The sequence below is a fragment of the Sinorhizobium terangae genome, assembly GCF_009601505.1.
GTDB lineage: Bacteria > Pseudomonadota > Alphaproteobacteria > Rhizobiales > Rhizobiaceae > Sinorhizobium > Sinorhizobium terangae.
Window position 1 is genome coordinate 62143 of sequence record NZ_WITC01000027.1, and the last position, 19717, is coordinate 81859.

Genomic DNA, 19717 nt, shown 5'->3' on the forward strand with positions numbered 1-19717 from the left:
AATTGCAAGCGGCCGATCGCCGGAAAACGTCACGGATGACGAGTTTGTGATGGCCCCTCAATAAATCATATTGCCGTAAATCTCAACCTATTTCGAAGTATATGGGCCTTGATCGATTCCGCAGCTGGCGGCCGAACTTTTGAAGCATCCACAGGCCTGTCATTTAACTTCCATCGGATTTGCGCTAGACCACGGTGTCCTTGAATGAGCAAGGATAATGAACATGACCGGCTCCGCTGAGCCGTTGCCAGTGCCGAATCGCCGAGGAGGAACCATGGCCAAGAAGAAAGTCGCAATGCTGACGGCGGGCGGGCTCGCCCCCTGCCTTTCATCCGCAGTCGGCGGCCTGATCGAACGGTACACGGACATTGCGCCCGACTACGAACTCGTTGCCTACCGTTCCGGATATCAGGGCCTGCTTCTCGCTGACCGCATCGAGATCACCAGGGACATGCGCGAGAAGGCGCATATCCTCCACCGCCACGGTGGTTCGCCGATCGGCAACAGCCGCGTCAAACTTACCAACACAGCCGACTGCGTGAAACGCGGGCTCGTCAAGGAAGGTCAGAACCCGCTTCGGGTCGCCGCCGAAAGGCTGGCCTCGGACGGTGTCACGATCCTGCATACGATCGGCGGCGACGACACCAATACGACGGCGGCCGATCTTGCCGCCTATCTCGGCGCGAACGGCTATGACCTGACAGTGGTCGGCCTGCCAAAGACAGTCGACAACGACGTCGTGCCGATCCGCCAGACTCTCGGCGCCTGGACGGCGGCCGAATACGGCGCCCGCTTCTTCGACAATGTCAGCAACGAGCAGAGCGCGGCGCCGCGCACGCTCGTCGTCCACGAAGTGATGGGCCGCCATTGCGGCTGGCTGACAGCGGCAACCGCGCGCTCCTATATCCAGATGGCCAAAGACAAGGAATATGTCGACGGCTTCATGATGAACAAACAGCTGAAGAGCATTGATGGCCTCTACCTGCCGGAGATGAAGTTCGATCTGGACGCCGAGGCAGAGCGCCTGCGCGAAGTCATGGACCGCGCTGGTTTCGTCACCCTGTTCGTCAGCGAAGGTGCCTGCCTCGACGCGATCGTCGCCGAGCGCGAGGCGGCCGGCGAGACAGTGAAGCGTGATGCTTTCGGCCACGTAAAGATCGACACGATCAACGTCGGCAACTGGTTCTCGAAGCAGTTTGCAGCTCTTCTCGGCGCCGAACGCTCGATGGTGCAGAAGTCCGGCTATTACGCCCGCTCCGCGCCTGCCAATGGCGACGACCTTCGCCTGATCCAGGGCATGGTCGACCTTTCGGTCGAAAGCGCTCTAAACAAGGTCTCCGGGGTCACCGGCCATGACGAGGACCAGGGCGGCAAGCTGCGCACGATCGAGTTTCCGCGCATCAAGGGCGGCAAGCATTTCGACATGTCGACCAAGTGGTTCGGCGACGTCATGGACGTCATCGGCCAGAAGTGGCAGGCGGCAGACTAAAGAGCGCCCATAATTGCAGTTGACGGCTCCGCGCTTGCGTGGCTCCCTCCGGGTTCTTTCCAGGAAAACCATCCAAGCGCGGAGCCTTTTCATGTCCTTCGAACATTGGTTCGCCTTTGCCGCCGCCTCGGCAGTGCTGCTCGCCATCCCTGGCCCAACCATTCTTCTTGTGATTTCCTATTCCCTCGGGCACGGTCGCAAGACCGCCGGCGCGACCGTCGCCGGCGTCACCCTTGGTGACTTCACCGCCATGACCGCCTCGATGCTCGGCCTCGGCGCCCTGCTCGCCACGTCGGCTGCCATCTTCACCATTTTGAAGTGGGTCGGCGCCGCTTACCTCGTCTGGCTCGGCATCAAGCTCTGGAAGGCACCCGTCGGCGGCGAGGATCAGGATGCCGACGGCGCAGCCGCGCCGGAAAGGCCGTGGCGTATCTTTCTCCACGCCTATGCGGTCACCGCACTAAATCCGAAAAGCATCATCTTCTTCGTCGCCTTCCTGCCTCAGTTCCTCGATCTATCGCGACCGCTCTTCGCCCAGATGGTTGTATTTGAGGCGACGTTCCTCATACTCGCGGCACTCAATGCAATGCTCTATGCCTTTCTCGCCTCGGCCGCCCGAAACACGATCCGCAAACCGAATATTCGCCGCGTGGTCAACCGCACCGGCGGCTCGCTGCTGGTCGGCGCCGGCGTGCTGACGGCCGGTCTGAAGCGGGCCACGTCGTGAAAATCGGTGCCGCGCTTGCCGCAACTGATGGCATGGGTTAATGGAGATTCAAGCGCGGTGGTTGGCATCCACTGATTTGCAGGGGCTACGGGGCCCAGAAGCACGAAAGTGACACGATGGCTATATTCCGTATCTCCCTTTCAAAACAGGCATTTACGGCCGCTGCCCTGGCATCGGTGGCCATTGCCTCGGGGTGCTCCACGGTCGAGCATACGTCGCTTGAAGAACTGACCGCCATACAGACGGTCACCCCCATCCCCAAGCCCGGAACGGAAATGACGGCCTATGCCCTGCCGACACCGAACGGGGCGGCAACCGTAGCTTCGACAGCCCTTGTTTCTCAAACGACGCCCGGTGAGACCACACCGGCCGCGACGGACGCGGCCGCGGCATCGACGACAACCGCGGTGGCAACCGTGGCAACTGAGATCTCTCCAGTAGCGGCGACCGCGGTACCTGCAACTGCGACGATGCCGGCGAGCGATGCGACGCTGGCCTATGCCGCGCCTGAGAGGGTAGCGATTCCCACGGCCAAGCCCGGTCAGGCGTTTGAAGTGGCGATGGCATCACCAGCGGCGCCCGCAGTCCCCTCGACAGCATCGGCCGCACTCGCGGAAAAGCCGGCCGGCGCCGAGCCGGTGGCCACGCCCTTCCTCGGGATTGCTGTCGCCTGGGAATCGGATTTCGACACGGGCGAGCCGGTCGGCCTCGAAACGCTGGTCGCCAAGCGGATGATCGTTCCGACGGCACGGCCGAACACTGGCGTGATCGGCTCGGCTGTCGGCGCCGTCGCAAACGTCATTCCCGACTCGCTGAAGTTTTCAAAGACGCCGACCAGTTCCCGTCCCGAGCTCGACCGGCTGATCAAATATTACGCCGAGCTGAACGGTATTCCGGTGGAGCTCGTGCACCGGGTCGTCAAGCGCGAGAGCAACTACAATCCCCGCGCCTACAGCAAGGGCAACTACGGCCTGATGCAGATCCGCTACAACACCGCGAAGGGGCTCGGTTATGAAGGACCGGCCGAAGGCCTGTTCGACGCGGAAACCAACCTCAAATACGCGACCAAGTACCTGCGCGGCGCCTGGATGGTGGCCGACAGCCAGCATGACGGGGCGGTGAAGCTCTACGCCAGTGGCTACTATTATCACGCCAAGCGCAAAGGCCTGCTCGACGCGCTGGACATGCGGTAAGCGCGGGGTCCGACAAACGGGGTGGAACTGATGTCCGAGGCGCTCAGTCGAGCGCCTCTATTATTTTCGCATTCAGCTTCTGCACGTCGTAGCCGGTGCGCGACGGCGTGAGGCCGAGGCGGACGACGGCCAGCCGCAGAGAGGGAACGAGCATGATCGTCTGTCCGTCGTGTCCGAGCATCCAGAAGGTATCCGCAGGGAAGTTGCCCGTGCCGGCCCGAATGCCGTTCTCCTGCAGCCACACCTGGCCAGAGCCATAATCGCCGCCGGATGCCGTCGATGGCGTGCGCATGAAGGAAACATAACCCTCAGGCAAAATCCGCCTGCCCTTCCAGCTTCCACCATCCAGCAGAAACTGCGCAAAGCGCGCCCAGTCCTGTGCGGTCGCATACATGTAGGAGGAACCGACGAAGGTGCCGCTCGCGTCCGTTTCCATCACGGCGCTGGTCATGCCGAGCGGAGCGAAGAGCGCCTTGCGCGGATAGGCGAGCGCTTCGGCCGGGTCGTCGAACGTCCGCATCCATAGTTGGGAGAGGAGATTGCTGGTGCCGCTCGAATAGCGGAATTTCGCGGCCGGCTGCGTGTCTAGCTGCTTTGATGCCACGAAGCCGGCCATGTCGCTTTCGAGATAGAGCATGCGCGTCACGTCGGTGACGTCGCCATAGTCCTCGTTGAACGCGAGCCCACTCTGCATCGCCAACAAGTCGGCAAGCTTGATCCGCGACCGATCATCGCCGGCCCAGGCGGGCAGCAGGTCGCCGCGAGCGACATCCATTTTTCCCTCACCGATCCGCAGGCCAACCAGCGCCGCCGTCACCGACTTCGTCATCGACCAGCCGAGCAGAGGCGTATCCCGATCAAACCCGGGTCCATAGGTCTCCGCGACCAGCCGGCCATCCCGCACGACGGCGATCGCCCGTATGCCGGGACCTGCCAGGCCGGCATCTTCTATGACGCCTTGAATCGCCGGGTCGATCTCGGCCTTGCTGCCGTCGGGCCAGGCAACGGCAGCATCATGGGCCTCGTATGCTCCCGTCTCGTCTTTTGTCTCGCTCACCGAACCCGCAAGCGCTTGCGCTCCGCTGTCATCGACATTGGTGCAGCCAAGTCCCGGCCTGTGCACCGCTCGGCCAGGAGCGGCAAAGCCGAATATGCGCGCCGTCACGCTCTGCTTCTCCCGATCGACCGAGACGCTGACGAACTTCAGGAGCGGGTGACCGGGCGCCTGTACGTCTTCCGCAAGAACGGCTTGCGGATCGCGTTTGGCAAGGAAGACATTGGAGCAGACGATCTTGGCGGCATAGCCGTCGCCGACCTTCAGAAGCTCCGGCGGAAACAGCGCCAGCCAGCCGCCGATGCCCGCAAGACCGACGACCACCGCCCCGGCGGTCGTCTTCAGCAAACGTTTCATGCGCTTCCTCCCGGCTTCAGGACCACCACGTCTCCACCACGCGGCAATCGCGAGAGAAACAGGGTTCAGGCGAAAGGAAAAGCCCTTGGAAGCCCCGCGCCTGTGCGAAATCCCGTCATCAAAGTGTAGCGGAGTCACTTTAGAAGCGCCTAAGTTTCAACTGGATGACAGGCAAAGATGACCGAACTCGCTCCCGATGCCGGCTTTGGCAGGAAGAATCCGAAGCTGAAAAGCGCGCTGCTGCAGCACAAGCCCCTCTCCCTCGCCGGCCTGTCGGAACGCCTGTTCGGGCTGCTATTCTCCGGTCTCGTCTATCCGCAGATCTGGGAAGACCCGAGCGTCGACATGGCAGCAATGCAGATCCGTCCCGGACACCGCATCGTGACGATCGGTTCAGGCGGTTGCAACATGCTGACCTATCTCTCCGCCGGCCCTGCCCATATCGATGTCGTCGACCTCAATCCGCACCATATCGCACTGAACCGGCTGAAACTTGCCGCCTTCCGCCACCTGCCGAGCCACAAGGATATCGTGCGCTTTCTCGCCGAAGCCGGCACGCGGTCGAATGTGCAGGCCTTCGACCTCTTCCTCGCGCCGAAGCTCGACGCGGCGACCCGCGCATACTGGAGCGGCCGGTCCCTCGACGGACGCCGACGCATCGGCGTCTTCGGCCGCAACATCTATCGAACCGGCCTTCTCGGTCGCTTCATTGCCGCCAGTCACCTGCTCGCCCGTCTCCACGGCATCAATCCGGAAGAGTTCGTCCAGGCGCGCTCGATGCGTGAACAACGCCAGTTCTTCGACGACAAGCTCGCGCCGCTGTTCGACCGTCCGGTCATCCGCTGGATCACCAGCCGCAAGAGCTCGCTTTTCGGCCTCGGCATCCCGCCCCAGCAGTTCGATGAGCTCGCTAGCCTCAGCGCGGAGAAGTCGCTTGCCGCGGTGCTGCGGCACCGTCTTGAAAAGCTCACCTGCCATTTCCCGCTCCGCGAGAACTATTTCGCCTGGCAGGCTTTCGCGCGGCGCTACCCGCTGCCGCACGAGGGCGAACTGCCGGCCTATCTGCAGGCCGAGAACCACGAAGCGATCCGCGATCATGCGGACCGCGTCGAGGTCCATCACGCAAGCTTCACCGAACTGCTTGCCCGCAAGGCGGCTTCGTCAGTCGATCGTTATGTGTTGCTCGACGCGCAAGACTGGATGACCGATCGGCAGTTGAACGACCTTTGGACGGAGATCACGCGCACCGCCGACCGCGGCGCCGTGGTGATTTTCCGCACCGCCGCGGAAGCGAGCATCCTGCCGGGCCGCGTTTCCGCTGCACTGCTCGACCAGTGGCACTACGATGCCGAAACGTCCATCAAACTCGGCGCAGCGGACCGTTCGGCCATCTACGGCGGCTTCCACGTCTATCGGAAGAAAGCATGAACGCCGCCCAGCCCTTGGAAAACAACCACGCCCGCCTGATGGACCAGATGTACCGCTATCAGCGCTACATCTATGACTTCACTCGGAAATATTACCTCTTCGGACGCGACACGCTGATCCGGGAGCTCAATCCGCCGGCGGGCGCCTCGGTGCTCGAAGTCGGCTGCGGCACCGGCCGCAACCTCGCCATGATCGGCGAACTCTATCCCGGTAGGCACCTGTACGGTCTGGACATTTCCGCGGAGATGCTCGCGACCGCGACGGCAAAGCTTCGGCGTCACGGCCTGTCGAGCGTAAACCTGCGCGTCGCCGATGCGACGAATTTCACGCCCGCCGCGTTCGGGCAACCGGGCTTCGACCGCATCGTCATCTCCTATGCGCTATCGATGATTCCCGAATGGGAGAAGTCGCTCGAGGCTGCGATCGCCGCCCTCAACCCCGGCGGCTCACTCCACATTGCCGACTTCGGCCAGCAGGAGGGTTGGCCCGGCGGTTTCCGCCGCCTGCTCCAGGCATGGCTGAAGCGCTTTCACGTGACGCCCCGCGAGACGCTTTTCGAGATCATGCGCGAGAAGGCGAAGAGAAACGGCGCGACGCTCGAATTGAAGTCGATCGGCCGGGGATATGCCTGGCTTGCCGTCTATCGTCGCCCGGATCGGAACGGCGCCTGAGAACATCCTGCGCGGCGCCGACGGAAGCCCGCTCGCGCCAGCGAGCGTCCCGCCTGGGTTGCCTCTGCCGCAATTCCCGCTTGAGCTAACCCAATTTTTACGATGATATGGTGAAAATGGGGCACGCCTCCGAGGGGAAAATCATCATCATGGAAGCCATCGCGTGAGGCAGGATCGTCGATCGTCTCAAAACGGGAACCCCATGCGCCGGCTTCTCCTGGCTTTGCTGCCTGTTGCAACCCTTCTTTCCGCCTGCACCTCAACCGACTACGACCTGGTACAGACCGCTTCGATATCACCGCGGTTCCAGGATACGGACCCGCAGGATTTCGGCGGCCGCACGCCGCATCGTCACAACATCCACGGCATCGACGTTTCCAAGTGGAACGGCAACATCGACTGGGCGCGGGTGAAGAATTCGGGCGTCTCCTTCGCCTTCATCAAGGCGACAGAAGGCAAGGACAGGGTCGACACGCGCTTCAATGAATATTGGCAGCAGGCGCGCGCCGCCGGAATTCCCTATGCGCCCTACCATTTCTATTACTTCTGCTCGACGGCCGACGCCCAGGCCGACTGGTTCATCGCCAATGTGCCGAAGAGCGCCGTCTATTTGCCGCCGGTTCTGGATGCTGAATGGAACGGCGAGTCGAAGACCTGCCGCTATCGCCCCTCGCCCGAGACCGTACGCGCCGAGATGAAGCGCTTCATGGACCGGCTGGAGGCGTATTACGGCAAGCGGCCGATCATCTACACTTCCGTCGACTTCCATCGCGACAACCTCGTCGACCAGTTCAAGGACTATCACTTCTGGGTGCGCTCCACGGCCAAGCATCCGGGCGAGGTCTATGTCGAGCGCCGCTGGGCCTTCTGGCAATACACGAGCACGGGTGTCATCCCCGGCATCCAGGGAAGCACGGACATCAATGCCTTCGCCGGGTCCGCGAAAAACTGGCAGAAGTGGGTCGCAGCGGTTTCCCGCGCCAGATAGACGAGAATTGGCGGCCAGATTGCAGGCACAAGCCCCGCGTTTCTTCATTCGGTCATAATGCTCTGAGAGAGCTTCGGCAGACTTCTACAGCGCCGGCGTTTCTCAGACGCATAAAGGTCGCTGGGGGCATTTCAAAAGGTTGCCTGTTTCCTCAAATCGATGCGGGTCTGAGAGAACAGGTGTGAGACAGATTGCACGCTCGCCGGCCTACCGGGGTCCGCGCGGCGACGGAGAGGAATTATGATGACTGGAACAGCCCGCAAAGCTCTTTTCACCCTCGGACTACTGGCGCTCGCCAGCACGTCAGCACTGGCGCAAACCCAACCGCAAACGATACCACCCGTGGCCTGCGGCGGTGATCTCGCCACGTTCCTCGAGGGCGTCAAGGCCGAGGCCGTTGCCAAGGGTATTCCGGCCGATGTCGCCGATCGGGCGCTCGCCGGCGCCGCAATCGACAAGAAGGTGCTGAGCCGTGACCGCGCCCAGGGCGTGTTCAAACAGACATTCACCGAGTTTTCCAAGCGAACCGTCAGCAAGGCCCGCCTCGATATCGGCGCGCAGAAGATGAGGGAATATGCCGACGTCTTCGCCCGGGCGGAAAGCGAATTCGGCGTGCCGGCGCCGGTCATCACTGCCTTCTGGGCGATGGAGACGGATTTCGGCGCGGTCCAGGGCGATTTCAACACGCGCAATGCGCTGGTGACGCTGGCACATGATTGCCGCCGTCCGGAAATGTTCCGGCCGCAGCTCCTTGCTGCGATCGAAATGGTGCAGCACGGCGACCTCGACCCGGCGACGACCACCGGCGCCTGGGCCGGCGAGATCGGCCAGGTGCAGATGCTGCCGGAAGACATCATCGCCTATGGCGTCGACGGCGATGGCGACGGCCACGTCAATCTGAAGAAGAGCTCGCCCGACGCCATTCTCACGGCGGCAAAGTTCATCCAGAGCCTCGGCTTCAAGGCCGGCCAGCCCTGGATCCAGGAGGTGAGCGTCCCGGAAAACCTGCCCTGGGAGAAGACCGGGCTGCAATCCGGCATGACGGCGGGCGACTGGTTCGCGCTCGGCGTCACGCCGCGTGACGGCAACACCGCCAGCAGCGCGCTTGAAGCATCGCTTGTGCTGCCGCAGGGCCGCAAGGGCGTCGCCTTCCTCACCTATCCGAATTTCAACATCTATCTCGAGTGGAACCAGTCGTTCATCTACACGACCTCCGCCGCCTATTTCGCGACCCGCCTCGCCGGCGCTCCGCCCTATCAGGGCGGTAATCCGGAGCCGGGCCTCGACGACGTCGAGATGAAGGCGTTGCAAACGCGGCTCCAGGCGCTTGGCCACGATGTCGGTAAGATCGATGGCATTCTCGGTTCCGGCACGCGCGCCGCACTGCAGAAGGAACAGCTGAAGCTCGGACTGCCTGCTGATGGTTGGGCAACGCCGGAGCTCTTGCAGGCGCTCTGATCCACGCTCGTCCTTGAACCGACCGCGACGGGTCTGGTAATACTCGAACACGTGCAAGAAGCGGGTGGCAACACCCGCTTCTCTGTATTAGAGCTTGCGCATTACTTGCAGATTGGCACAGGCACGACCATGAGTTCACCGGCAAAGGCGATCAACACACAGATGACGATGCGCAACTGGGCGCTCCTGACCCTGCTCGGTCTTATCTGGGGCGGCTCCTTTTTCTTCGCCCGCGTTGCCGTTGCCCATGTGCCACCCTTCACGCTGGTTCTCCTGCGTCTCGGTCTCGCAGCACTTGCTCTCCACATCTACATCCGCGGCCGCTATGGCATCTATCCGGCGCTCAAGGAACGCTGGCCCGAATTCCTGTTGATGGGTTTGATCAACAATGCCATTCCGCACGCCTTCATCTTCCTGGGCCAGACCCACATCGGCGCAGGACTCGCCGCAATCCTGAACGCGACAACCCCGATCTGGACCGTATTGATCGCCAACATGGCAACGGACGACGAGAAGCTGAGCGCCGCCAAGATCAGCGGCTGTCTGCTGGGCTTGGCAGGCACCATCGTGCTCATCGGGCCGAGTGCGCTTGCGGGCCTTGTCGGTAATTCCACAACGATCCCGCTTTGGGCACTTGTCCTGCCGGTGCTGGCCGCCGTCAGCTACGGCCTGGCGGCAACCTACGGCAAGCGCTTCCGCAGTCTGGCACCGCCGGTCACTGCAGCCGGACAATTGACGGCATCGACACTGATGATGCTGCCGATCGCGGCGCTTGCCGATACGCCATGGATGCTGCCCGCGCCGCCGATGACGGCCGTCTTCGCTGTCCTTGGCCTCGCCCTCGTCTCCACCTCTTACGGTTACATTCTTTATTTCCGGATCATGGCGGAGGCCGGGGCGACCAATGCTTCGCTCGTCACTCTGCTCGTACCGCCGAGTGCCATATTGCTTGGCTATCTCTTTCTCGGCGAGACGCTGCAGACGGCGGATATCGCCGGCATGGCGCTCATCGCAACCGGCCTCGCGGTCCTCGACGGACGCATCCTGAAGCTTCGATATTCGACCTGAAACCGAATCGAAATGGCTTCGGCGAGGCTCACGGAGCATTACAAACGGTTACATTAACCAGCGCGAAGCAATTGTGAAAAAAATGTGGCAAGTTCGAATATCAAAACGATTTCCGCCGCTTACGCCTGTAAACAACGTTTTCTGACATTCCTCTTTTCGCAGCGCAGCACAAGTTTCGCTTTCATGCGCCGTTTTTTCGCCCTATGTTTTACCGGTCAACGCAGGGAGGATCATCATATGGGACTTACACATTCGTTGAATGTCCTCATGATCAGTGCAGCGTTCGCATTCGTGGCCGTCATGCTTTTTGTCTGAGCAGGGCCGCTGAAAAGTCCAAACCGAGACAAGGACTTTAATTTCCGGAAAATCCATTTGCAGCAAGAGTTGTAGGCAGGCCACTCAGAGAGTACCCGGTCAACAGGCTGCGATAAAACCAAAGCCCATGAACGTCGATCCGTTCATGGGCTTTATCTTTGCTCGAAACATACAGCGCCGCGCGTCTTATTAGACGCGCAAAGGACGCTGTAGCACTTTGAATTGCTGCATGTCTTTGTCCTTAAATCGAGGTCGATTTAAGGAGACATGCAGTAGCGTTTGTCCGGAAACGTCTACGCGCTTGCGACCGCCCTCATCGGAAGGTCGACAGCGGCCTCCCGCGCCGGGACGCGCGCGTAGCCAACAAGATCGCAAACGGCGGTAACAAGCGGCGAGCGGTTCATCGTGTAGAGATGGAAATCGCGCACGCCGCGCCGGGCGAGATCGACAATCTGCTCGGCGGCGATATGGGTGGCTTCCTTGAACCGCTCCGCGGGCTGGTCTTCAAGATGGGCGAGCCGCGAATGGATCACCTCGGGAACACGCGCACCGCACAGTCCGGCGAATCTCTGCACCTGAGCGAGATTGTTGATCGGCAGGATCCCCGGCACGATCGGCACCTGGACGCCAGCCCTTCGCACGCGCTCCAGATAGAGCTCGAAATCGTCGTTGTCGAAGAAGAACTGCGTGATCGCCCGCGTCGCCCCGTTGTCAACCTTGCGCTTCAGCATGTCGATATCGGCGGCGACGTCCGGGCTCTCCGGGTGTTTTTCCGGATAGGCCGAAACCGATATTTCGAAGTCGCCACGGGCGCGCAAGGCCTTGACGAGCGCGGCGGCGTTTTCATAACCGCCGGGAAATGGCTGGTAGGCGCTGCCGATGCCGCCCTGCGGGTCGCCCCGGAGCGCCACGAAACGCCGGACGCCGAAGGCCAGGAACTCCTCGATCACCGCATCGACTTCGGCCTTCGGGGCGCCGACGCAGGTCAGATGCGCCGCAGTGTTCCCGATGCCCATTTCGCCGATCATGCGCTTGACGGTCGTCAGCGAGCGGGCCTTCGTCGAGCCGCCGGCACCGTAGGTCACGGTGACGAAGGCAGGGTCGAAAACCGAGAGGTCAGCCACCGTCTGGAAGAGCTGCACCTCCATCTCGTCGGTCTTCGGAGGAAAATACTCGAATGAAAGCCTGAGATTGCCACGCTCGGCCGGATAAAGCGTCCGTGTCGTCATTCCTAAACTCCCCCTGCCTGAACGCGCTGACGCGGCATATCGGCGATGTGATCGGCGACACGCTGATCGCGTGCCAGCCAGATCGTCACTGTCAGTTTGCCCTCGTCCACGCCTTCCGGCGCGAGGTCGGTTGTCTTCTCGAGCGCGAGACCAGCCTTCTGCAGCCAATCGGCCATTGCCTGATGGGAAAAGCCGAGGCGCGCATGGGCATGCTCGTCGCGCAGATATTCGAGCCCGTGCGGTGCGAAATCGATGATGACGAGCCGGCCTCCAGGGGCGAGCATGCGTGCGGCCTCGGCAATCGCCGCTTCCGGCTCTTCCAGGAAATGCAGCACCTGATGGATCGTCACGAGATCGAAGGCCTGCCCGTCGAGCGGCAGGTTGAAGATATCGCCATGGCGGATGGAGGCTTTCGTGATCCCCGCCCTGTCGAGGTTGGAGCGCGCCACCGCCAGCATGTCGCGGCTGGCGTCGACGCCGATGCCGCGCCGGTAGATGCCCTCGAAAAGTTGCAGGATACGGCCGGTGCCGGTGCCGAGATCGAGCAGGCTTTCGACCGGCTCCTCGCCGACCATCGCCTTCAGCGTCGCCTCGACGTCGCCTTCGCTGACATGCAGTCGCCTCAGTTCATCCCATTCGGCGGCATTGCGGCTGAAATAGGCCTGCGCCTTCTCGGCACGCTGCCGCTTCAGGACGGCGAGCCGCGTCGCATCCCTGGCGAGGATGGCATCTTCGGCCGCGGCCGCCGCGAGCAACTCACGCACCAACGCGACGCGTCCCCCCTCCTGTCGCAGGCGGAAATAGGCCCAGGCCCCTTCCTGATAGCGATCGATGAGCGCCACTTCGGCAAGCAGCTTCAGATGCCGGGAGATGCGCGGCTGCGATTGTCCGAGAATTTCGGTAAGATCGGTGACGGTGAGGTCGCTCGCAGAAAGCAGCGCAAGAAGTCGCATCCGCGTCGGCTCACCCGCCGCCTTCAGCACGTCGACCAACGCGTCCAATCCAAGCGTTTCTCGCGTCACCACCGCCTCCTCATCAACACATAAAGATATCTTTATGTAATTTGCGAGACGTGCGCAAGCGAATTTGCGCGTAAAGACAATCGAATGACGCAGGAAAGATAGGCTGACGGGCGGACCCCGCGGTCCGCCCGTCCAAAGATAGCCCTCGAACTCGTGAGACATTTATGGCTCGGGCGGCTTCGCCCAAAGCCACGCCGACTAGCGCGTCAGGCGCTTGTAAGTCACGCGCTTCGGATTGACTGAATCGGGGCCGAGACGACGGATCTTGTCCTTTTCGTAATCCTCGAAGTTGCCTTCGAACCACTCGACATGGCTGTCGCCCTCGAAGGCAAGGATATGGGTCGCCAAGCGGTCGAGGAACATGCGGTCGTGGCTGATGATGACCGCGCAACCGGCGAAGTTTTCGAGCGCGTCCTCGAGTGCCGCCAGCGTTTCGGTATCGAGGTCGTTCGTCGGTTCGTCGAGCAGGACCACGTTGCCGCCTGATTTCAGCATCTTCGCAAGGTGCACGCGGTTGCGCTGGCCGCCCGACAGCGTCCCGACCTTCTGCTGCTGGTCGCCGCCCTTGAAGTTAAAGGACGAGCAATAGGCGCGCGAGTTGACCTCGTGCTTGCCGAGCTTGATGATGTCGTTGCCGCCGGAGATCTCCTCCCAGACGGTCTTGTTGGGGTCGAGCGCGTCGCGGCTCTGGTCGACATAGGCAAGCTGCACGCTGTCGCCGATCCGGAACGAACCGTCGTTCGGCTGTTCCTGGCCGGTGATCATGCGGAAGAGTGTCGTCTTGCCGGCGCCGTTCGGACCGATGACGCCAACGATGCCGCCGGGCGGCAGCTTAAAGCTCAGGCCTTCGATCAGCAGCTGGTCGTCATAGCCCTTGGAAATATTCTCCGCCTCGATGACCACTTGGCCCAAGCGCTCGCCGACGGGAATGATGATCTGCGCGTCGCCGGGACGCCGGTCGGCGGCTGCCTTGACCAGTTCGTCATAGGCGCGAACACGCGCCTTGGACTTCGCCTGTCGGGCTTTCGGGCTCGAGGCGATCCACTCCTGCTCGCGGTTGATGGCCTTCTGGCGGGCAGCCTCTTCGCGCCCTTCCTGCGCCATGCGCTTGGCCTTGGCCTGCAGATAGGCGGAATAGTTACCCTCGTAGGGAATGCCACGGCCGCGGTCGAGTTCGAGTATCCAGCCGGTGACGTTGTCGAGGAAGTAGCGGTCGTGGGTGATCATCAACACCGCGCCGGGATATTCGCGTAGGTGCTTTTCGAGCCAGGCGATCGTTTCGGCGTCGAGGTGGTTGGTCGGTTCGTCGAGCAGCAGAAGATCCGGCTGTGACAGCAGCAGCTTGCAGAGCGCAACGCGGCGCTTCTCGCCGCCCGAGAGATTGTTGACGTCGGCGTCGCCCGGCGGGCAGCGCAGCGCATCCATCGCCATTTCCACCTGGCTGTCGAGGTCCCAGAGGTTCTGGCTGTCGATGATGTCCTGTAGCTTGGCGCCCTCTTCCGCCGTCTCGTCGGAATAGTTCATCATCAGCTCGTTGTAACGATCGAGGATCGCCTTCTTGGCGGCGACGCCCTCCATGACGTTCTCGAGCACGGTCTTTGCGGGATTGAGTTGCGGCTCCTGCGGCAGATAACCGACAGTCGCACCCTCGGCGACCCAGGCTTCGCCGGTGTATTCGTGGTCGAGGCCTGCCATGATCCTGAGCACCGTCGACTTACCGGCGCCGTTGGGGCCGAGAATTCCGATCTTCGCGTCCGGATAGAACGAGAGATGGATGTTCTCGAGGACCTTCTTGTTGCCATAGGCCTTGTTGAGCCCGGCCATGTGGTAGATGAACTGACGTGCCATAAGGGAATGCTCCGCATCGGAAGGGAAATTTGCCCGCTATGTAGGCGAATTATGGTAGCGGGGCAATCCGCCAAAGGCCTGCCCACGCCAATCCCTTCCGGCAGGCAACCGTCGCGGATCAACCATGCCCGGCGGCGGCGGCGATCCCTTTGGCGCATTTGAACTCGGTCGTCCCGGCCGCGTGGATGAGGCTACCGAGGCCGGCCTTGCCCGAAAGGTCGCCGGCAAGTCCGATGGTGAGGCCGGTTATGACGCTGCGGCCGTTGACAGTCTGGCAGCGCATGCGCACCCGGTCCCCGGCCCCTGCCCCGAAGCTCTGGTCGAAGGCGTGCTTGATCTCGTTTTCGTCAATCTCGGATCCGAGTTTGTCGGCAAAGAGGGCCTGCACCGCGGAACTGTTCAATTCATCGAGAAGGCGCAGTTGCAGCCTGAAATAATCTTCCGCCTTTGCCGTCTGGCACGTGCCGCTCTGCAGCCACTGGTGGCGATCGAGGCCGGACTTGACCCCCGGCATGGCAACGAGCAGGCGCGCAGCGGTCTCCTCGGCCATGGCAAGCTTCGGCAGGTCCAGCCAATCACCTTTTCGATCGCGCGCCTTGAGCTCCGCCTCGACGCCGCAGTAGCTTTTCTTCAGCGGCCAGAGGCCGTGAAGCGAGAAGTGTGTCGCATCAAAACGATCGGCCGTCTGATCCGCGCATTCGTTGCGGGTCGGCCGCGTCTCGCAAAATCCCGGTTGCCAGCTGACCGCCAGCACATATTGCGTCTTGCCGGAGCCTGCCACTTCCGCGGCTTCCTGCGTCGATACTTCCTCGGCGGCGGCGAAGGACGACAGTCCCAGCCCCAGCATGAGCGTTGCAACTCTCGCAAGATTCGCTTTCACCCTCGTCCGCATTTCGAATAACCCCCACATGAAAACAAAACGGGAACAAATATCGACGAATGCGCGAAAATTGCAACCTCTAATTCTCATTTCCAGATTCGTTGTGACGTCATGCACAACAAGCAACAAGCAACGATTGCCTTTGCGGCGCAAATCGATTTGATATCGGCCGGTGTGCATTTTCCGCAGAGAGGCACATTTTCTGCTGGAAAGTGCTTCCGGTTCGCGCAACGGACGCTCCGTTGGTAACCCGCACACGAGAGTCTGACGATTGGTCCGGGGGGGCATGGGATGTTCGGGCAGGTGAGGACGCATCAAAGCCCGACGGGTGCTGCGCTCGGCTGGCGCCACTTCGCGGCCTCGACCGGGCCGCACGGAATCCTCATTGTCAGCCATGGGCTTGCCGAGCATTCCGGCCGCTATGCGCGTTTCGCCGAGGCGATGGCCAAACATGGGTTCCATGTCTATGCGCACGACCATCGCGGCCATGGCGAAAGCCGCGCACCGGATGCCCCGCTTGCGACCTTTGGCCACCGCGACGGGGCGGCCAAGGTGATCGCGGACGTCCGGGCGATGCGGGACGTGGCCGCCGCCGATCATCCGGGCCTGCCGATTATCCTCTTCGGCCATTCGATGGGCGGCCTCATCGCGCTCAACGCCGCAGAAACCGATCCTAAGCTTTACGACGCTCTCGCCGTCTGGAACTCCAATTTCCGTCCGGGTCTCGCCGGCCGGGGCGGCCAGGCGATACTGGCGATCGAGAGAATGCTCAAAGGTTCGGACGTGCCGAGCCCGCTGCTGACGAAACTCACATTCGGCGCCTGGAGCAAGGCGATTGCCGATCGAAAGACCGATTTCGACTGGCTGTCGCGCGATGAAGACGAAGTCGCCAAATACGTGGCCGATCCGCTCTGTGGTTTCGATGCGACGGTGTCGCTTTGGATCGACGTGTTCAAATTCGCCTTCGCCGGCGCCCGCTCGGACCGGCTGGCGCGGTTGCCCGCCGACCTGCCGGTCCATCTCGTCGGCGGCAGCGCGGATCCTTCGACGTTCAACGGCGCCGCCATTCGCTGGCTCGGCGAACGAATGAAGGCACGCGGCATGACCGACGTGACCATTACCATCCATGACGGCATGCGCCACGAAACACTCAACGAGATCGGCCGGGAGCAGGCAACCGAAGACTTCGTCGCCTGGTGCCTGAAGGCGGTCGACCGGAAGCGCCGACGAGACGGAAGACCATGACCGACCTCACCCTGCCCAGAATCGCCACCGCTCATAATCGCGTTTCCTATGGCCTGACGCTGATGGTCATCGCCGTTCTGATTTCGCCGCTGATCGACATTTTCGCCAAGCTTGCTATCGCCACGGTACCCTCGGCCGAGATCACCGCCGTCCGTTTCCTGCTGCAGGTCGTCTTCATCCTGCCGGTCGTGCTCGTCCGCCGCACGCTCCTCGACCTCACCTGGAAGAAGAGCGCGCTGCATGCCCTTCGCGGCGGGCTTCTGGTGCTGACCATGCTCTCCTTCATCACCACGCTGAAGGTGATGGAAGTGGCCGACGCGATCGCAATCTTCTTCGTCGAGCCGATCATCCTCACCATTCTCGGTAGCATCTTCCTCAAGGAAACGATCGGCTGGAGGCGCTACACCGCCTGCGCCGTCGGCTTCTTCGGTGCGTTGCTCGTCATCCAGCCGAGCATGAAGGAAGTCGGCCTGATCGCGCTTCTGCCGATCGTCTCCGCCTTCGGACTCGCCGTCTTCCTGCTCGTCACGCGCATGGTCGCGCAGAACGAGGACCCCTGGTCGATGCAGTTCCACGCGGGTATCTGGGGCGGCCTCTTCTGCCTCGCCCTGCTCTCGCTGGGCGAAGGCAGCGGCTCGAGCGTGTTCGATCCCGTCTGGCCCGAGGGCAACGCGTGGCTCTACCTGCTTGGCGTCGGCGTCGCGGCGACGATCTCGGGCGTGCTCGGTGTCTATGCCTATCGCGCCGCCCCGGCCTCGGTGCTCGCGCCGCTGCAATATCTCGAAATTGTGTCGGCGACGATCTTCGGCTGGCTGGTCTTCGGCGATCTGCCGGACGCGCTGAAGTGGCTCGGCATCGCGATCATTATCGGCTCGGGCCTCTATATTATCTGGCGCGAGCGCAGGGTTGAGAAGACCGCAAGCATCGCGCCCGTCTCGCCGGCGATCTGAGGCGCCAGCAACGGATAAGAATGAAAGAGCATTGGGAGGAATTTGGATGAAAACGGGTGGTCAGCTGGTTGTCGAGGCCCTGGTGGCAAATGGCGTCAGGCGCATCTCGTGCGTGCCGGGGGAGAGCTATCTGGCGGTTCTGGATGCGCTGCACGACACCGACATCGACGTCATCGTCTGCCGGCAGGAAGGCGGCGCGGCGATGATGGCGGATTGCTGGGGACGACTCACCGGCGAGCCGGGCGTCTGCATGGTGACGCGCGGCCCCGGCGCCACCAACGCCTCCGCCGGCCTTCATGTCGCCAGGCAGGATTCGATTCCGATGATCCTCTTCGTCGGCCAGGTGCAGCGCGACGCGCGCGAGCGCGAGGCCTTCCAGGAGATCGAATATCGCCGCGCCTTTACCGAGGTCGCGAAATGGGTGGGAGAAATAGACGATCCAGCCCGCATCCCGGAATTCGTGACCCGCGCCTTCGCCGTCGCGACGTCCGGCCGGCCGGGCCCGGTGGTGCTGACGCTCCCGGAGGACATGCTGACCGATAGCACCGAGGCCACTCTGGCCCGCGCCTACCAGCCGGTCGAAAGCCATCCTGGCCGGAGCCAGATCGCCCGGTTTGAGGAACTGCTTGCCACAGCCAAACGACCGATCGCCATTCTTGGCGGCACGCGCTGGTCTGCCGAAAGCGTGGCTGAGTTTCAGCGCTTTGCCGAGCGCTGGAGATTGCCCGTCGGCTGCTCCTTCCGCCGCCAGATGCTCTTCGATCACCTTAATCCGGTTTACGCCGGCGATGTCGGCATCGGCATCAATCCCGCGCTTGCGAAGGAAATCAAGGAGGCCGATCTCGTCCTGCTCGTCGGCGGCCGTTTTTCCGAGATGCCCTCTTCCGGCTACACGCTGCTCGACGTCCCCTACCCCAGGCAGACGCTGGTCCATGTCCATCCCGATCCCGCCGAGCTCGGCCGCGTCTACCGCCCGGATCTGGCGATCGCCGCGTGCCCGCGCGATTTCGTGGCGGCGCTCGGCAACGTCAGGCCTGCGGGCGAACCCGCGTGGTCCGCTCGTACCGCCGCAATGCACGAATCCTACCTCAAATGGTCGACGCCGCCCGAGAAGGGGCCCGGCGACGTGCAGATGGGGCCGATCATGAACTGGATCGAGGCGAACACCGCGCCGGACACGATCTTCACCAACGGCGCCGGCAACTACGCCACCTGGTTGCACCGCTTCCACCGCTTCCGCCGTTACGGAACCCAGGCCGCCCCTGCATCAGGCTCGATGGGCTACGGCCTGCCGGCAGCCGTCGCGGCCAAGCAACTCCACCCGGAGCGCGAAGTCGTCTGCTTTGCCGGCGACGGCTGCTTCCTCATGCACGGGCAGGAGTTCGCGACCGCCATCCGCTACCAGCTGCCGATCATCGTGCTCGTCATCAACAATGGCATCTACGGCACGATCCGCATGCACCAGGAGCGCGAGTATCCCGGCCGCGTCAGCGCGACGGACCTTACCAACCCGGATTTTGCAGCACTCGCGCGCGCCTATGGCGGCCACGGCGAAACCGTGGTGCGAACCGAAGAATTCGCAGACGCATTCCTCCGAGCACGCGCCAGCGGCAAGCCCGCCATCGTCGAAATCAAGCTCGACCCGGAAGCGATCACGCCCACGCGAACGCTCACCGAAATTCGCAACGGTTGAGGGGAGACAGAGCGCCCCGGCCACCTTACACCTGAATCTGAGGCACTCTTCGTTACCCCCCTCTGCCCTGCCGGGCATCTCCCCCACAAGGGGGGAGATTGG

16 protein-coding genes are annotated in these 19717 nt (G+C 62.4%); 11 read left to right on the plus strand and 5 right to left on the minus strand.

Annotated features, from left to right (window positions below):
* The first annotated feature begins 274 nt into the window (after positions 1 to 274).
* From GHK62_RS05810 to GHK62_RS05820, 3 genes are all read left to right on the plus strand, one after another.
* The gene (locus GHK62_RS05810) at positions 275 to 1489 is read left to right on the plus strand and encodes a pyrophosphate--fructose-6-phosphate 1-phosphotransferase (protein WP_153437373.1); all 1215 of its coding nucleotides are present in this window, start codon (positions 275 to 277) and stop codon (positions 1487 to 1489) included.
* 91 nt (positions 1490 to 1580) lie between these two features.
* Positions 1581 to 2216 (plus strand): LysE family translocator, encoded by a 636-nt coding sequence (locus GHK62_RS05815; protein WP_153437374.1) that lies wholly within the window; start codon positions 1581 to 1583, stop codon positions 2214 to 2216.
* A gap of 116 nt (positions 2217 to 2332) precedes the next feature.
* Entirely contained in the window at positions 2333 to 3409 is a 1077-nt protein-coding gene (locus tag GHK62_RS05820) for a lytic transglycosylase domain-containing protein (protein ID WP_153437375.1), read from the plus strand.
* 43 nt (positions 3410 to 3452) lie between these two features.
* Here the strand turns inward: GHK62_RS05820 and GHK62_RS05825 are convergent, their stop codons facing one another.
* Positions 3453 to 4820 (minus strand): serine hydrolase domain-containing protein, encoded by a 1368-nt coding sequence (locus tag GHK62_RS05825; protein WP_153437376.1) that lies wholly within the window; start codon positions 4818 to 4820, stop codon positions 3453 to 3455.
* 177 nt (positions 4821 to 4997) lie between these two features.
* On the opposite strand from GHK62_RS05825, the gene GHK62_RS05830 reads away from it, so the two are divergent.
* The 5 genes from GHK62_RS05830 (at position 4998) to GHK62_RS05850 (ending at position 10433) form a co-directional block, all read left to right on the plus strand.
* Positions 4998 to 6248, plus strand: coding sequence for a BtaA family protein (locus GHK62_RS05830; protein ID WP_153437377.1), 1251 nt, complete (start codon positions 4998 to 5000; stop codon positions 6246 to 6248).
* The gene (locus tag GHK62_RS05835; protein ID WP_153437378.1) at positions 6245 to 6919 is read left to right on the plus strand and encodes a class I SAM-dependent methyltransferase; all 675 of its coding nucleotides are present in this window, start codon (positions 6245 to 6247) and stop codon (positions 6917 to 6919) included. Before GHK62_RS05830 ends, GHK62_RS05835 begins: the two co-directional genes overlap by 4 nt.
* 202 nt (positions 6920 to 7121) lie before the next feature.
* Positions 7122 to 7907: a glycoside hydrolase family 25 protein gene (locus GHK62_RS05840; RefSeq protein WP_153437379.1), complete on the plus strand. Its 786-nt coding sequence runs from the start codon at positions 7122 to 7124 to the stop codon at positions 7905 to 7907.
* 243 nt (positions 7908 to 8150) lie between these two features.
* The gene (locus tag GHK62_RS05845; RefSeq protein ID WP_153437391.1) at positions 8151 to 9365 is read left to right on the plus strand and encodes a lytic murein transglycosylase; all 1215 of its coding nucleotides are present in this window, start codon (positions 8151 to 8153) and stop codon (positions 9363 to 9365) included.
* Between the two features lie 129 nt (positions 9366 to 9494).
* Positions 9495 to 10433, plus strand: coding sequence for a DMT family transporter (locus GHK62_RS05850; protein ID WP_153437380.1), 939 nt, complete (start codon positions 9495 to 9497; stop codon positions 10431 to 10433).
* A 608-nt stretch (positions 10434 to 11041) separates the two neighbouring features.
* Here the strand turns inward: GHK62_RS05850 and metF are convergent.
* The 4 genes from metF to GHK62_RS05875 form a co-directional block, all read right to left on the minus strand.
* Positions 11042 to 11977, minus strand: a complete 936-nt coding sequence (gene metF / locus GHK62_RS05860; RefSeq protein ID WP_153437382.1) for a methylenetetrahydrofolate reductase [NAD(P)H] — start codon at positions 11975 to 11977, stop codon at positions 11042 to 11044.
* A gap of 2 nt (positions 11978 to 11979) precedes the next feature.
* Positions 11980 to 13002 (minus strand): ArsR/SmtB family transcription factor, encoded by a 1023-nt coding sequence (locus GHK62_RS05865; RefSeq protein WP_184108542.1) that lies wholly within the window; start codon positions 13000 to 13002, stop codon positions 11980 to 11982.
* Positions 13003 to 13197: 195 nt separating this feature from the next.
* The gene (gene ettA / locus GHK62_RS05870) at positions 13198 to 14847 is read right to left on the minus strand and encodes an energy-dependent translational throttle protein EttA (protein WP_153437383.1); all 1650 of its coding nucleotides are present in this window, start codon (positions 14845 to 14847) and stop codon (positions 13198 to 13200) included.
* A 118-nt stretch (positions 14848 to 14965) separates the two neighbouring features.
* Positions 14966 to 15739: a ribonuclease T2 gene (locus tag GHK62_RS05875; protein ID WP_153437384.1), complete on the minus strand. Its 774-nt coding sequence runs from the start codon at positions 15737 to 15739 to the stop codon at positions 14966 to 14968.
* Positions 15740 to 16018: 279 nt separating this feature from the next.
* Between GHK62_RS05875 and GHK62_RS05880 the strand changes: the two genes are divergently transcribed.
* Genes GHK62_RS05880 through GHK62_RS05890 form a run of 3 tightly spaced genes read left to right on the plus strand, consistent with a single transcriptional unit; the run spans position 16019 to position 19615 of the window.
* Complete coding sequence (locus tag GHK62_RS05880) at positions 16019 to 16972, plus strand: alpha/beta fold hydrolase (RefSeq protein WP_153437385.1); 954 nt, start codon at positions 16019 to 16021, stop codon at positions 16970 to 16972.
* Positions 16969 to 17922 carry a DMT family transporter gene (locus tag GHK62_RS05885; RefSeq protein ID WP_153437386.1) on the plus strand — a complete coding sequence of 318 codons (954 nt, stop codon included), beginning with the start codon at positions 16969 to 16971 and terminating at the stop codon, positions 17920 to 17922. Before GHK62_RS05880 ends, GHK62_RS05885 begins: the two co-directional genes overlap by 4 nt.
* A gap of 46 nt (positions 17923 to 17968) precedes the next feature.
* Positions 17969 to 19615, plus strand: coding sequence for a thiamine pyrophosphate-binding protein (locus GHK62_RS05890; protein WP_153437387.1), 1647 nt, complete (start codon positions 17969 to 17971; stop codon positions 19613 to 19615).
* Positions 19616 to 19717: the final 102 nt, after the last annotated feature.